General features: G+C 54.5%; 15 protein-coding genes. 8 read left to right on the top strand and 7 right to left on the bottom strand.

What is annotated here, in order from left to right:
- Positions 1–54 precede the first annotated feature (54 nt).
- The 3 genes from ACR0A1_RS19315 to ACR0A1_RS19305 are packed head-to-tail and all read right to left on the bottom strand — an operon-like array spanning position 55 to position 2,338.
- Positions 55–642, bottom strand: a complete 588-nt coding sequence (locus ACR0A1_RS19315; RefSeq protein WP_170567303.1) for a Smr/MutS family protein — start codon at positions 640–642, stop codon at positions 55–57.
- Positions 642–1,682: a murein transglycosylase A gene (mltA, locus tag ACR0A1_RS19310; protein WP_170408811.1), complete on the bottom strand. Its 1,041-nt coding sequence runs from the start codon at positions 1,680–1,682 to the stop codon at positions 642–644. The genes ACR0A1_RS19315 and mltA overlap by 1 nt, the downstream gene beginning before the upstream one ends.
- On the bottom strand, positions 1,679–2,338 hold the full coding sequence (locus ACR0A1_RS19305; protein WP_170399461.1) for a Tim44/TimA family putative adaptor protein: 660 nt from the start codon (positions 2,336–2,338) through the stop codon (positions 1,679–1,681). Before ACR0A1_RS19305 ends, mltA begins: the two co-directional genes overlap by 4 nt.
- A 108-nt stretch (positions 2,339–2,446) precedes the next feature.
- Between ACR0A1_RS19305 and ACR0A1_RS19300 the strand changes: the two genes are divergently transcribed.
- Both ACR0A1_RS19300 and secB read left to right on the top strand, forming a co-directional pair.
- Positions 2,447–2,947 (top strand): FxsA family protein, encoded by a 501-nt coding sequence (locus tag ACR0A1_RS19300; protein WP_170399458.1) that lies wholly within the window; start codon positions 2,447–2,449, stop codon positions 2,945–2,947.
- Positions 2,948–3,001: 54 nt separating this feature from the next.
- Positions 3,002–3,505, top strand: a complete 504-nt coding sequence (gene secB / locus ACR0A1_RS19295; RefSeq protein ID WP_170399455.1) for a protein-export chaperone SecB — start codon at positions 3,002–3,004, stop codon at positions 3,503–3,505.
- 25 nt (positions 3,506–3,530) lie between these two features.
- Here the strand turns inward: secB and dnaQ are convergent, their stop codons facing one another.
- The 4 genes from dnaQ to ACR0A1_RS19275 are packed head-to-tail and all read right to left on the bottom strand — an operon-like array spanning position 3,531 to position 6,265.
- Positions 3,531–4,253 (bottom strand): DNA polymerase III subunit epsilon, encoded by a 723-nt coding sequence (gene dnaQ / locus ACR0A1_RS19290; RefSeq protein WP_170399452.1) that lies wholly within the window; start codon positions 4,251–4,253, stop codon positions 3,531–3,533.
- A complete protein-coding gene (coaE, locus tag ACR0A1_RS19285) occupies positions 4,246–4,839 on the bottom strand; it encodes a dephospho-CoA kinase (protein ID WP_170515091.1) in 594 nt (197 codons plus the stop codon). Before coaE ends, dnaQ begins: the two co-directional genes overlap by 8 nt.
- Entirely contained in the window at positions 4,836–5,669 is an 834-nt protein-coding gene (locus tag ACR0A1_RS19280; RefSeq protein WP_170515525.1) for a shikimate dehydrogenase, read from the bottom strand. The genes coaE and ACR0A1_RS19280 overlap by 4 nt, the downstream gene beginning before the upstream one ends.
- The gene (locus ACR0A1_RS19275) at positions 5,666–6,265 is read right to left on the bottom strand and encodes a Maf family protein (RefSeq protein WP_480707497.1); all 600 of its coding nucleotides are present in this window, start codon (positions 6,263–6,265) and stop codon (positions 5,666–5,668) included. Before ACR0A1_RS19275 ends, ACR0A1_RS19280 begins: the two co-directional genes overlap by 4 nt.
- Before the next feature lie 403 nt (positions 6,266–6,668).
- Here ACR0A1_RS19275 and hemJ point away from each other — a divergent pair, with 403 nt between their 5' ends.
- The 6 genes from hemJ (at position 6,669) to ACR0A1_RS19245 (ending at position 13,131) form a co-directional block, all read left to right on the top strand.
- Positions 6,669–7,118 carry a protoporphyrinogen oxidase HemJ gene (gene hemJ / locus ACR0A1_RS19270; RefSeq protein ID WP_480571626.1) on the top strand — a complete coding sequence of 150 codons (450 nt, stop codon included), beginning with the start codon at positions 6,669–6,671 and terminating at the stop codon, positions 7,116–7,118.
- 126 nt (positions 7,119–7,244) lie between these two features.
- Entirely contained in the window at positions 7,245–8,516 is a 1,272-nt protein-coding gene (gene rho / locus ACR0A1_RS19265) for a transcription termination factor Rho (protein WP_170399438.1), read from the top strand.
- Positions 8,517–8,547: 31 nt separating this feature from the next.
- The gene (gene mnmE / locus ACR0A1_RS19260; RefSeq protein WP_170567297.1) at positions 8,548–9,834 is read left to right on the top strand and encodes a tRNA uridine-5-carboxymethylaminomethyl(34) synthesis GTPase MnmE; all 1,287 of its coding nucleotides are present in this window, start codon (positions 8,548–8,550) and stop codon (positions 9,832–9,834) included.
- 12 nt (positions 9,835–9,846) lie between these two features.
- Entirely contained in the window at positions 9,847–11,715 is a 1,869-nt protein-coding gene (gene mnmG, locus ACR0A1_RS19255) for a tRNA uridine-5-carboxymethylaminomethyl(34) synthesis enzyme MnmG (RefSeq protein ID WP_480868848.1), read from the top strand.
- Positions 11,712–12,335 (top strand): 16S rRNA (guanine(527)-N(7))-methyltransferase RsmG, encoded by a 624-nt coding sequence (gene rsmG / locus ACR0A1_RS19250; protein WP_480868847.1) that lies wholly within the window; start codon positions 11,712–11,714, stop codon positions 12,333–12,335. Before mnmG ends, rsmG begins: the two co-directional genes overlap by 4 nt.
- Positions 12,328–13,131, top strand: a complete 804-nt coding sequence (locus ACR0A1_RS19245) for a ParA family protein (protein ID WP_480868845.1) — start codon at positions 12,328–12,330, stop codon at positions 13,129–13,131. The genes rsmG and ACR0A1_RS19245 overlap by 8 nt, the downstream gene beginning before the upstream one ends.
- The last annotated feature ends 2 nt before the right edge of the window (positions 13,132–13,133 follow it).

Here is a 13,133-nt window from a genome sequence, read left to right as displayed (position 1 = left end):
CAGGGTACGCGTGCGAATCCGGTTCATGTGGGCCAGCTAGAATCAGCGATCCGACTAACGGACGCGCCTGAGGTAAACGTAATAGGCGCCATCACCGCCATGGCTGATATGTGCGGGTGTTACCTGCAGCACTGCTTGTGCAAGTGGTGGAATAGATAACCAGTGGGGCACCTGATTGCGCAAGACCCCACGCGGCGTTGGAATGGGTCCCGGTTCGTCCCGGTCCTTGCCCTTGCCGGTTATGACCAACACCAGCCGTTTGCGCTGTGCCTGTGCGGTCAGGATGAACCGAACCAATGCGGGATGGGCTGCGCTCATGCGCATCCCGTGCAGGTCCAGCTTGCCTTCGGGCTTGAGCTTGCCGCGTTTCATGCGACCAAAAGACTTGGTGTCCATCTGCACCGGATTTGTCCGTAAACCTTCGGTGATCGATGGCTTCAGGTTATTCCGTGACGGTTTGGTTGGCGCAGTCTGACCCAGTTCAAAGGCTTCTATCCGCGCCTTGGGCGTTTTGGTCGGTTTGGGCTTGGGCAAGGTAGTGGGGTGCACAGTCTGAGGCAGTTCGGGGTGCAAACGCTCAGCCTGTTTGGCGACCTTGCGCCACAAATCGATCTCATCCGCAGTCAGTTTGCGCCGGGTCATCAGAACTCATCCGGTAACAGGGCGTAGGCCCTCTGGATCGGCAACAGCACAACCATACGGCCGGGATCCTTCAAGCGACCGGCGGCCTGCCCGGCATCATCCCCTGTGCCAAAGAAAATGTCGGCACGTTGCGCACCCTTGATCGCCGATCCGGTGTCTTGTGCGATCATCAATCGGCGCAGCGGGTTTTTGCCATCCTTTTCTACCCAAACTGGCGCGCCCAAAGGTGTATAAGCCGGATCTGCCGCGATACTGCGCATCGTGGTCACTGAGCGGTTCATGGCGCCTAACGGTCCGAACTCGGGCGCAACACGCGTCACTTCACGGAAGAAAACATAAGAAGGGTTGTGTAGTAACAGCTCAGCCCCGGCTTCAGGGTTTTTGCGTACCCAGGTCCGGATCATCTGCGCGCTGACCTGGTGCGCGCCCAGCGCACCCCGTCGGACCAGTTCCGCGCCGATCGAGCGATAGGGATGCCCATTCGCACCGCCATATCCAACCCGCAATGCACCGCCATCGGGCAGACGTATCCGGCCCGAGCCTTGAATTTGCAGAAAGAACAACTCAACAGGGTCATCGACCCACGCTATCTCAAGGCCCCGACCTGTCAGGGCGTCACCGGTCAGCAGGTCACGGCGACTGAGCCACTTGCCCGCCTCTCGCGCCTCGGGCGGCATCCGGTAGAGTGGATAGCGGTATTTATCAGTTGGGGTTTTCGACCCATCCAGTTCAGGTTCAAAATATCCGGTGAACAGGGCATCATCGCCGTCTTCGACCAGAACAGGGCGAAAGAACAGCTCGAAAAAAGCCCGCGCCGCGCCAGGTTCATAACTCTGAGCCACGCCACACAGCGCCTGCCAATCAGGATCGTCCAGATCACCACAGGTGTTCAGAAAAACCGAAAGGGCCGCCCCGTGATCGTCGGCGGCCCAGCCATCGAGGTCATCGAATGACAGGATGGATCGCGTCGCCTCGGCTCCGGCGGCGCTGGCAGTGGTCATGACGACCCCCAGAAATAGCGACCGGAGCGCTGCAATCATGCGTCCGTGGCAACAAGCAGCCAGTTCGGATCGTCCGCGCCCATGACACGGGCAAAGGTCCAGCTGTCCTTTTGGCGTTTGACGGTGTTCGGGTTGCCTTCGACAATATCCCCGCCGCGATCGCGCACGACCGACGTCAGCTCACCGATAAAGCGCATGGTGATCTCGGCCTGATTGGTATCCTTATCGAAGGTCGCATCGACCAGAGTGGTTTCACGCACCCCGATGAATTCGGCTTCGATGGTCAGACCTTTGTCTTCACGATCCGCAACAACCGATACAAAACTGTCGAATACTTCTTCGGACAGGAACGGCTGGATTTCGTCCAGATTGCCCTTTTCAAAGCCCATCACGATCATCTCATAGGCGCCGCGCGCGCCCTGAACAAATTCGCTGACAGAAAAACTGGGTTCGACCCGCTTCATTGCGGCCAATGTTTGCGCCTGTTCACTGTCTTCGGCCACATGGTCGGTGATGTCGTGATCTGGCCCGCCTTCAATCACTTCGAAATCACGGCGCGCGCCATTGGTATCAGGCTGTTGCTGAAGGGGCGGTTTCTCAAAACCTTCGCGTGTACCCAACACGCTTTTCAAGCGCAGGATCAGGAAAATGGCAATTCCGGCCAGCACCAGAAGCTGGATCAGGGGTGAGTTCATTTCGTCCTCTTTTCAGAACCCGGGCTTTGTATACGCTGCCCTCTGCCACTATGTAGGTGACAGTCGGGGCCAAGTCCACAGCCCGGACCATGCTAAAGGATACCGCAAATGTACTTGTTCTTGGCTTTTTTATTGGTTCCGATCATCGAGATCGCCCTGTTTATCCAGGTTGGCGGTCTGATCGGGCTTTGGCCGACGCTTGCAATCGTGGTTCTGACCGCCGTTCTGGGCACGGTTCTGGTGCGGACACAAGGTCGCATGGCGCTGGCCAATTTGCAGCGATCCTTTGCCGAATTGGACGACCCAACCGAACCGCTGGCCCATGGGGCGATGATCTTGCTGTCTGGTGTTTTGCTGCTGACACCAGGGTTTTTCACCGATGCCATTGGTTTTGCGCTGCTTGTTCCCGGCATCCGGGTCGCAGTGTTCCGCTATCTCAAGTCCAAGGCGACCATCACGCATTTTCAAATGGGCACCGGCGCACAATTCAGGTCGGGGCCAAACCCGTTTGATCAGGACGATGTGATAGATGGCGAATTCACCGAGGTTCGCCCTCGCCAGAACTCCGGAAAGCCGTCGAAGTGGGTGGAAGGCCCGCACCAGCATTGAGCTATCCGGCCCAAATTGCTAAGCAGTGCCGAATTTCAATTCCGGAGAAGTTTCATGGCTGACGAAAGCCCTGCAGAAAACACCGCCGCACAGGCAGCCCCTCAGATCCAGATGCGCGTTCTGGGACAGTTCATTCGCGACATGTCCTTTGAAAACGTCATGGCGCAAAAAGGCGTCTCAGGCGACGTACAGCCCGAGATTTCAGTTCAGGTCAATCTGGACGCAAAGAAACGCACGACCGAGCACCAGTATGAAGTCTCGATCAAGCTAAAACTGACATCCAAGGCCAAGGGCCTAGAAGACGTCCTGTTCCTGTGCGAAATCGACTATTGCGGCCTGTTCCACGTGGAAGGTGTGCCCGAAGATCAAATGCATCCGTTCCTGATGATCGAATGCCCGCGCATGCTGTTCCCGTTCCTGCGCCGCATCGTCAGCGACATCACACGCGACGGTGGCTACCCGCCGGTCAACCTGGATAACATTGATTTCGTGGCGCTCTATCGCAACGAACTGGCGCGCCGTCAGGCCGCCGCACAAGAGCAAAAAACCGACGCCTAAGGTTTTGGTCCGCGTCTGGTTCGGGTCAGGCGCGGGTCCACAGAGCGTTCTCGCCCAGCTTTTCAACAAATTTCTGATGTGCTGCGCGCTCATCCTCGGTGATCCGGGATGGCAGGGCATCGGGTCGCGCTGTCGGGCGCCATTCCTCACCACCGCCAGACGCTGCACTTGCCGACGTTGACAATCCAAAGTCGGGCTGACGGCCTCCGATCAGCTCCAGATACACTTCGGCCAGAATTTCCGAGTCAAGCAGCGCGCCGTGCAGCACCCTGTTTGAGTTATCGATGCCAAACCGGCGGCACAACGCATCCAACGAAGCGGGTGACCCCGGAAACCGTTTGCGGGCAATGGCCAGCGTGTCGATTGCCTGATCCATCGGGATCAGCGACACCCCCATCCAGCCCAGTTCGGCGTTCAGAAACTTCATGTCGAACGAAGCGTTGTGGATCACCAGCTTGGCGTCACCCACGAATTCACGAAACCCTTGCCCAACCTTGGCAAAGACAGGTTTGTCCTTCAGCGTCACTTCGCCCTTTTCCGGCGGGCGCGGGTTTTCCAGCAGGTCGGGGCCGATGCCATGCACACCAAATGCCTCTTCCGGCATAGAACGCTCGGGGTTGATGTAGACGTGATAAGTTTCTCCTGTGGCAACGTGGTTCCACAGCTCAACCGCGCCGATCTCGACGATCCGGTCGCCGCTTTCGGGATCAAACCCTGTGGTCTCGGTATCGAGTACAATCTCACGCATCTGCCAACCCTGCCCGTATCTGCCTGACGATATCCTGCACCTGCGCGCGAGCATGGTCCAGAGTATCCGTGACAATCACGAAATCCGACCGCGCGCATTTCTCTTCGTTTGGCATTTGCTTGGAGCGAATCTGCTCAAACTGCGCCTCATTCATCTTGCCGCGCGCCATGACCCGTCTTTTTTGTTCTTCAGCAGAGATTGAAACACAAGCAACAGCATCCATCGCCGCATCACCACCGGTTTCAAACAACAGCGGAATGTCGAATACCAAGATTTCGGCGGACGACGAAGAACGAAATGAGGCGCGATCCGCCGCTACCAGAGGGTGTACGATTTTTTCTATTGTTTTTAGCGCGTCAGGATTATCCGCAATGATTTGCTTCAATGCATCCCGGCTGACCGCATCCTCGGCAATGGCGGTGGGAAACGTAATCCGCATGGGCTCAACCGCAGCGCCGCCCTTTGCATAGAGCCGATGCACCGCAGCATCCGCATCCCAAAGCGCACAGCCTTCATCTGCAAACATCTGAGCGGTCGTGCTCTTGCCCATCCCGATTGATCCGGTGAGCCCCAGCGCAAAACTCATGCCAAGGCCGCCGCGCGGGTTTCAGCGTCCACTTCGGGGCGAACACCGAACCAGCGTTCAAACCCGGGAACAGCTTGATGCAGCAACATTCCCAGCCCGTCGACCGTTGTACATCCAACCTCTTCCGCCTGTTTTAACAGATGCGTTTGAAGCGGCGCGTATACCAGATCGGTGACAACAGCGCCGGGTTGCAATCCATCCAGTGGTACGCGTAACTCTGGCTGCCCTTGCATACCCAAAGACGTGGTGTTCACGACTAGTTCTGCGTCTTCGATCACATTTCCCGCCTGCACCCAGTCAACGACCGTAATCCGTTGGCCGAACTCTTCCTTCAAATGATCCGCACGGGTGCGGGTGCGGTTGGTCAACAGGATTTCAGGAACTCCGGCTTCTGCCAGCGCTTGAAGCACCGCCCGCGCAGCACCGCCCGCACCAAATACTACCGCAGGCCCATCTTGCGGGTTCCAATCAGGCGCACCGCTGCGAAGATTGGCCATGAACCCGTAGCCATCCGTATTATCCGCGTGAATTGAACCATCCTCGCGGAATACAAGCGTATTTGCCGCCCCGATGACTGAGGCACGGTCCGAGACATGATCCGCCAACCGCAAAGCAGCCTCTTTATGCGGTACGGTCACGTTGGCCCCAACGAACCCAGCCTTGGGTAGTGTCCTCAGAACGGTTTCCAGGTCGGCCGGGGCGACATCCATTGGGATGTAGTGCCCCACCAATCCATAGGTTTTCAGCCAATGCCCGTGCAGTTTTGGCGAGCGGGAATGTGCGATGGGTTGCCCAATCACGCCGGCCAGAGGAACGCGATGCTCAGTCATTGATCGATCACTCCCTTCAAGGCCAGAAAATTGAGCAGCTCTAACAGGGGCATACCCAAGACGTTAAAGTAGTCGCCGTCAATGGTGGCAAACAGGCGCACGCCTTCTTCTTCCAGTTTATAAGCCCCCACTGCGTGCCGAATACTGTCCCAGTTCCGCGCCACGTAATCACGTAAATAAGCATCCGAGCTGGCCCGCATCCGCAAACGCACCTGACCGACTTGCCGCCAGATGGGCTCACCATCCTGATAGATCACCGCCGCCGACAGCAACATATGTCGCTTGCCGCGCATTGCTTTAAGCTGCGCCAGTGCTTTTTCGGGTGTTTCCGGCTTCGACAGCATCTGACCTTCGAAATCCAGAACCTGATCGCAACCCAGAACCATAGCGCCGCGCACTTTGTCACTGATCTTACGTGCTTTCATTTCGGCAAGCGCATCGGCAACATCACGGGGCGAAGCTCCCTCAGCCATCAGGGCGCGTTTGGCTGTGTCTTCATCCACCCGCGCGATCTGAACCGAAAACGGGACGCCTGCGTTTCTGAGCAACTGCGCGCGGATCACGGACCCTGAGGCAAGGACTATGGGGACAGTCATGTGGAAAACCCCGTGTGCAAATCAATGAGTAGTCTCGAATGGTTTGTATGGCTTTCCGGTTGACACGCAACCCCGGGAATTTGGCGCAAGACTTCCCCGAGTCGCCCGGATCCTGTCCAGACGGGACAAGGATAAGTTGGAATACTCGGATAAGCATCCCGTCCCGGATTGTTCCAATGGTTATCCACAATTCAGCCCGAGCTTTTATCTCATAATTTATTGTTATTAATCATTTTTTTTCTTGATCAACAGATTCTGCGCCGATGTGCTTCACTTTTTCCACCTGGGGAAAAAGGCAGGACAAAAAAGTAATCCACCGAATTTGACCTCCCTACAAAACCATCATCCTTTTTCTTTCTTATTTTTTTTATTAGGAGAGTTTCAGGTAAGCCCGGAATACCCAATGACCGATATTCTTTTCGCAATATACCCTTGGGTGAAATCGCTGCACATCATGGCCGTGATTTCATGGATGGCTGGTTTATTCTATCTGCCCAGATTGTTCGTGTATCACGTTGAAAAGGCGCAAGCCGTAGAGGGTGCGCAACAGATTTTTTTTGAAATGGAAGAAAAGCTGCTGCGTGTGATCATGCGCCCCGCAATGGTCGTGGCCTGGGTCTGCGGGCTGATCATGGTTTTCACACCTGGTATTGTCGGGTGGGACTGGAACTGGCCCTGGGTCAAAGGCGCAGCAGTGATCGGCATGACATGGTTTCACCATTGGCTTATGGCTCGGCGCAAGGACTTTGCTGAGGGGCGAAATAAGCTGACTGGGCGGCAGTACCGCATGATGAATGAGGTTCCGACCGTTTTAATGGTTGTTATCGTTCTAGCGGTCGTTGTGAAGTTCTGAGGGCCTGTTTGACTCTTCTTAGGTAAGCGCTTATCTAACGCGTAACGCGCCCGTCCGGGCGAGGTATCTTCCGTTCTGAAATTCCACTCTGGTGCCGCGATCCAAGCGGCCGAGGTTCGTATCATCATGACAACTGAATCCCTGAATCTGGCCGATCTGAAGGCCAAAAGCCCCAAAGACCTTCTGGCCATGGCCGAGGAGCTTGAGGTCGAAAACGCCTCAACCATGCGCAAGGGCGAGATGATGTTTCAGATTCTGCGCGAACGTGCGGATGAGGGCTGGACCATCGGCGGCGACGGCGTGTTAGAGGTTCTACAAGACGGCTTCGGTTTCCTGCGCTCGCCCGAGGCGAACTATCTTCCCGGACCGGATGACATCTATGTTTCGCCTGACATGATCCGCAAGCATTCGCTGCGCACCGGAGATACGGTTGAAGGTGAGATCAAAGCGCCCGATGAAAACGAGCGTTACTTTGCGCTGACCAACGTCACCAAGATCAACTTTGAAAATCCGGACAAGGCCAAACACAAGATTCTGTTCGACAACCTGACGCCTCTGTATCCGGATGAGCGTCTGAAGATGGAAATCGAAGATCCGACCATCAAGGACAAGTCTGCTCGCGTGATCGATTTGGTTTCGCCGATTGGTAAAGGTCAGCGATCGCTGATCGTGGCACCGCCGCGGACTGGTAAGACGGTGATCCTGCAGAACATCGCGCATTCCATCGAACAGAACCACCCGGAATGTTATCTGATCGTCCTGCTGATCGACGAACGCCCGGAAGAGGTGACTGACATGCAACGCTCGGTGAAGGGTGAAGTTGTGTCTTCAACCTTCGATGAGCCCGCGACCCGCCACGTGGCCGTATCCGAGATGGTGATCGAAAAAGCCAAGCGTTTGGTTGAGCATAAACGAGATGTTGTTATTCTTCTCGACTCGATCACAAGACTTGGTAGGGCATTCAACACTGTAGTGCCATCTTCGGGTAAGGTTCTGACCGGTGGTGTAGATGCAAATGCCCTGCAACGGCCCAAGCGCTTCTTTGGTGCTGCGCGGAACATCGAAGAAGGTGGTTCGCTGACCATCATCGCCACCGCCCTGATCGATACCGGCAGCCGCATGGACGAAGTGATCTTCGAAGAATTCAAAGGCACTGGTAACTCGGAAATCGTACTGGATCGTAAGATTGCAGACAAACGCGTGTTCCCGGCAATCGACATCCTCAAATCCGGCACCCGGAAAGAGGATCTGCTGGTCGACAAGGGTGATCTGGCTAAGACATTCGTTCTGCGCCGCATCCTCAATCCGATGGGCACAACAGATGCAATCGAGTTCCTGTTGTCGAAGTTGAAACAAACCAAGACGAACGGCGAGTTCTTCGATTCAATGAACACCTGACAAGGTTCTGGCACTGACGCGGGGGCTATCAATGGATACGATATTCGCCCTGGCCAGCGCCCAGGGCAAAGCAGGCGTGGCTGTGATCAGGCTTTCTGGTCCGCAGGCATATGCCTCCGCCAATGAGTTGTCTGGCGGGGGCCTGCCAAGGCGTGGATTGAGAGTACGAACACTCAGCGCGTCGGATGGATCGCGGTTGGATGAGGGCTTGGTTCTGACGTTTCAGGCCCCGTCCAGCTTTACCGGCGAAGACGTGGTCGAGCTTCAGATTCACGGAAGTATGGCGTCTGTCAACGCTGTGCTGACCTCTCTTTCGGATATGGACGATCTTCGGCTGGCCGAACCTGGTGAGTTCACGCGTCGTGCACTGGAAAACGGCAAGATGGATCTGGCGCAGGTCGAAGGTCTTGCTGATCTGATTGATGCAGAAACCGAAGCACAACGGAAACAAGCACAGACGATTTTGGCTGGTGCTTTGGGCACATTGGCAGAAAGTTGGCGGCGTGATCTGATCCGCGCGGCTTCCCTGTTGGAAGCCGTGATTGATTTTGCTGATGAAGAGGTGCCGATCGACGTAACCCCTGAGGTTCGAACGTTAATCTCTGGTGTTATGGAGGACCTGAGGCAAGAAGCGAAAGGCGTTCGGATCGCAGAACGCATTCGCACCGGCTTTGAGGTCGCCATTGTTGGCCTTCCGAACGCAGGGAAATCGACCTTGCTGAACGCGTTGGCAGGTCGGGAAGCCGCTATTACCTCGGAATATGCCGGGACAACCCGTGATGTGATTGAAGTTCGTATGGACTTGGACGGATTGCCTGTCACGCTGCTGGACACGGCCGGTTTGAGGCAAACCGATGATCACGTTGAAAACCTGGGAATTGAATTGGCGCGCAAACGGGCAGAGGCCGCTGATTTGCGGGTGTTTCTGACGGATGACCCTGATCACTTAGGTGTACCGAGGCAGGCGGAAGACATTCATGTTCTGCCAAAATCTGACCTACGTGGGCCTTCTGCCGGCGGCATATCAGGGAAAACCGGGCAGGGGATTGACCAGCTGATAGACAACATATCGCGTGTATTGATAGCCCAAACTGCTAGTCATGGTATTGCAACGCGGGAACGCCATCGCGTTGCGATGACAAAAGCAGCTGACTCTCTTGCCGCTGCGCAAGCTGTTCTGGAATCAGGCCCAGATATGTATGATATAGCTGCTGAAGAACTAAGGACGGCCATTCGGTCGCTTGAGTCTCTGGTTGGCAGGATTGATGTCGAAACCCTTTTGGATGAAATCTTCGCAAGTTTCTGTCTGGGAAAATAGGGAGTGTTTCACGTGAAACATTCGAGATTTGATGTTGTAGTCATTGGCGCTGGACATGCCGGTACCGAGGCTGCCCATGCGGCAGCACGGATGGGTGCGAACACGGCGCTGGTTACTTTGTCCGAACAGGACATCGGTGTCATGTCCTGCAATCCTGCGATCGGAGGGCTAGGGAAAGGTCATCTGGTCCGTGAAATCGATGCAATGGACGGGGTCATGGGTCGTGTGGCGGATCGTGCCGGCATTCAGTTTCGTCTATTGAACCGACGTAAAGGACCAGCTGTTCAAGGCCCAAGGGCGCAAGCGGACCGTGCGCTTTATCGGACCGCGATGAAGGAAGAAACGAAAAAACAAGACAATTTGTCGGTGATCACTGGGGAAGTGGTCGATTTCCTAATGGATGGTGACTGCGTAATCGGTGTCAAACTAGCCGACGGTTCCGAGGTCCCAGCTCAGACAGTTGTTCTGACGTCGGGTACATTTCTGCGCGGTGTAATTCACATAGGAGACGTTACAAGGCCAGGTGGACGCATGGGGGATCGTCCATCGGTTAGGTTGGCTGAGCGCCTTGACGCTTTTGAATTACCGACGGCACGGCTGAAAACAGGTACGCCACCGAGGTTGGACGGACGAACCATAAATTGGGATATACTTGAACGACAGGATGGCGATGCAGAGCCAACACTGTTTTCATTCATGTCCCAAGCGGTGACGGCGCCGCAAATCGCCTGTGGAATAACTCATACCAATGCTCAGACGCACGGAATAATCGAGAAAAATCTATCGCGATCAGCAATGTATGGAGGTCATATTGATGGTGTTGGTCCCAGATATTGCCCTTCAATCGAAGACAAAATCGTCAGATTTGCGGAAAAGGAGTCACACCAGATATTTCTGGAACCAGAAGGCGTGCGGGATCATACGGTGTACCCAAACGGGATTTCAACTTCTTTGCCCGAAGATGTACAAGTCGAATATGTCCAATCCATCGTAGGATTGGAAAGCGCGGTAATCCTACAACCCGGATACGCGATTGAATACGACTACGTTGACCCGCGCGTTCTATCTGCGTCTTTGTCTGTGCCCGATGTTCCTGGTCTATATCTTGCAGGACAGATCAATGGGACCACAGGATATGAGGAAGCGGCCGCGCAAGGCCTCGTTGCAGGTTTGAATGCAGCTCTGGAAACACAGGGGCGTGCGCCAATACATTTTACACGCTCAGACAGCTATATTGGCGTAATGATTGACGATTTGACAACACGAGGCGTTGCCGAGCCTTATCGGATGTTCACATCCCGTGCAGAGTTTCGCCTATCACTTCGCGCTGACAACGCAGATCAAAGACTGACCCCGATTGGCGAGCAGTTGGGCTGTGTGGGTGAACTCCGCCGCAAGGTTTTTGCTGAGAAATCAGAAAAACTTGTAAAGGCAAAGAACAAACTGACAGAGACCACATATACGCCAAAGCAAATTCGCGAAGCTGGTATCAGCATAAATCAGGACGGAAACCGGCGCGATGGAATGGCGGTTCTTGCTTTTCCAGAAGTATCGTTTGAAGACATGGTTTTACTCGAACCTGATCTACAGAATACAGACGATGAAATTCGCCGTCAGGTCGAGCGCGATGCGTTGTATGCAAACTATATTGCGCGCCAACAACGGGATGTCGAAGCAATGAAGCGCGATGAGGCGCATGAAATTCCTCGGGATTTCAATTATTTTGCGCTTGATGGTCTGTCGAATGAAATGAAGCAAAAGCTATCGCAGGCGAAGCCTGCGAATATTGCGCAGGCGAGTCGGGTTGAAGGTGTCACGCCTGCGGCTTTAACCCTCGTCCTGGCGAAGCTCAGGCGCGATGTGAAAGCCAGAAAAGCATGAGTTATCAGAACGCCGTTTCTGCGGAGGCTCTGGATGTTTCACGTGAAACATTCGAACGCCTGGTGATCTATGTATCTCTGCTTGAAAAATGGAACCCAAAAATCAATCTGGTTTCAAGAAATAGTCTTGAAGAGATTTGGATTCGCCATATCAAAGATTCCATTCAAGTTTTTCAGAACGCAGATCGCGTAGATCATTGGGTGGATTTAGGCAGCGGAGGCGGCTTTCCTGGCATGGTCTGCGCCATCATGGCAATTGAATTTGCGCCTGAAACGCGTTTCACATTAGTCGAAAGCGACCAACGTAAATCCGCATTTCTTCGAAGTGTGACCAGAGAGAGTGGCGCCAATTGTTCCGTGATCTCCCGTCGAATTGAAGCCATTGATCCCTTGCATGCGGACGTGCTTTCAGCTCGGGCTCTGGCTGATCTGACCTCTCTAATGTCATTTTGTGACAGGCATTTAAGTAAAAACGGTACAGCGTTGTTGCCAAAAGGCGCAACCTGGAAAAAAGAGCTGGAAGATGCGCGCAAAGAATGGAAATTCGAGGCTGAACCCATTAAGAGTTCAACAGAACCCCAAGCCGTTATCCTGAAAATCAAAGGAGTTGCACGTGGTTGATCTGTCTCGTCCTGCTGGGCCTCGGATTATCGCGGTTGCCAATCAAAAGGGCGGGGTCGGGAAAACCACTACAGCGATCAATCTGGCAGCCGGATTGGCCGAGGCCGGATGCAAGGTTCTTGTGGTCGATCTCGATCCTCAGGGAAATGCCTCTACGGGTCTAGGGGTCGAAGATCGCGACTGGACGACATATGATCTTCTTCTCGACGATGCACCATTGGAAGCTGTGGTGCAGGAGACCGAGATCGGTAATCTTTTTGTGGTTCCAGCGACCGTAGATCTCAGCTCGGCAGATATTGAGCTGATCTCGAATGAAAAGCGCAGTTATTTGCTGCATGACGCGCTTCGACAGACTGCAATTGATGCCTTCAATCTGGACTTTGTGCTGATTGATTGTCCGCCGTCCTTGAACCTGCTCACCGTAAACGCAATGGTAGCAGCGCATTCCGTCCTTGTTCCATTGCAAAGTGAGTTCTTTGCGCTGGAAGGGCTGTCACAATTGATGTTGACCATTCGCGAGGTTCGTCAGACCGCTAATCCTGACCTCAGAATCGAAGGTGTTGTGTTAACAATGTATGACAACCGCAACAACTTGTCCCGTCAGGTCGAAAAGGATGCGCGTGACAATCTGGGTGAGATGGTATTTAAAACCAAGATACCCAGAAATGTGCGGGTCAGCGAGGCACCATCTTACGCGCTTCCTGTGCTGCAATATGATTCGGGTTCGCTCGGGGCGATGGCGTACCGGTATCTCGCCCGAGAGGTTATGCACAAGAACAACAAGGTAGCCAATTAAGT

Source organism: Ruegeria sp. D6 (assembly GCF_056534365.1).
Note: the sequence above shows the minus strand (reverse complement) of the source record. Positions and strands in the feature narration are given on the sequence as shown.

Bases quoted from the DNA above. Each gene is read 5' to 3' on its own strand.
- ACR0A1_RS19315 (WP_170567303.1), bottom strand. From the start codon at position 642: ATGACCCGGCGCAAACTGACTGCGGATGAGATCGATTTGTGGCGCAAG.
- mltA (WP_170408811.1), bottom strand. From the start codon at position 1,682: ATGATTGCAGCGCTCCGGTCGCTATTTCTGGGGGTCGTCATGACCACT.
- ACR0A1_RS19305 (WP_170399461.1), bottom strand. From the start codon at position 2,338: ATGAACTCACCCCTGATCCAGCTTCTGGTGCTGGCCGGAATTGCCATT.
- ACR0A1_RS19300 (WP_170399458.1), top strand. From the start codon at position 2,447: ATGTACTTGTTCTTGGCTTTTTTATTGGTTCCGATCATCGAGATCGCC.
- secB (WP_170399455.1), top strand. From the start codon at position 3,002: ATGGCTGACGAAAGCCCTGCAGAAAACACCGCCGCACAGGCAGCCCCT.
- dnaQ (WP_170399452.1), bottom strand. From the start codon at position 4,253: ATGCGTGAGATTGTACTCGATACCGAGACCACAGGGTTTGATCCCGAA.
- coaE (WP_170515091.1), bottom strand. From the start codon at position 4,839: ATGAGTTTTGCGCTGGGGCTCACCGGATCAATCGGGATGGGCAAGAGC.
- ACR0A1_RS19280 (WP_170515525.1), bottom strand. From the start codon at position 5,669: ATGACTGAGCATCGCGTTCCTCTGGCCGGCGTGATTGGGCAACCCATC.
- ACR0A1_RS19275 (WP_480707497.1), bottom strand. From the start codon at position 6,265: ATGACTGTCCCCATAGTCCTTGCCTCAGGGTCCGTGATCCGCGCGCAG.
- hemJ (WP_480571626.1), top strand. From the start codon at position 6,669: ATGACCGATATTCTTTTCGCAATATACCCTTGGGTGAAATCGCTGCAC.
- rho (WP_170399438.1), top strand. From the start codon at position 7,245: ATGACAACTGAATCCCTGAATCTGGCCGATCTGAAGGCCAAAAGCCCC.
- mnmE (WP_170567297.1), top strand. From the start codon at position 8,548: ATGGATACGATATTCGCCCTGGCCAGCGCCCAGGGCAAAGCAGGCGTG.
- rsmG (WP_480868847.1), top strand. From the start codon at position 11,712: ATGAGTTATCAGAACGCCGTTTCTGCGGAGGCTCTGGATGTTTCACGT.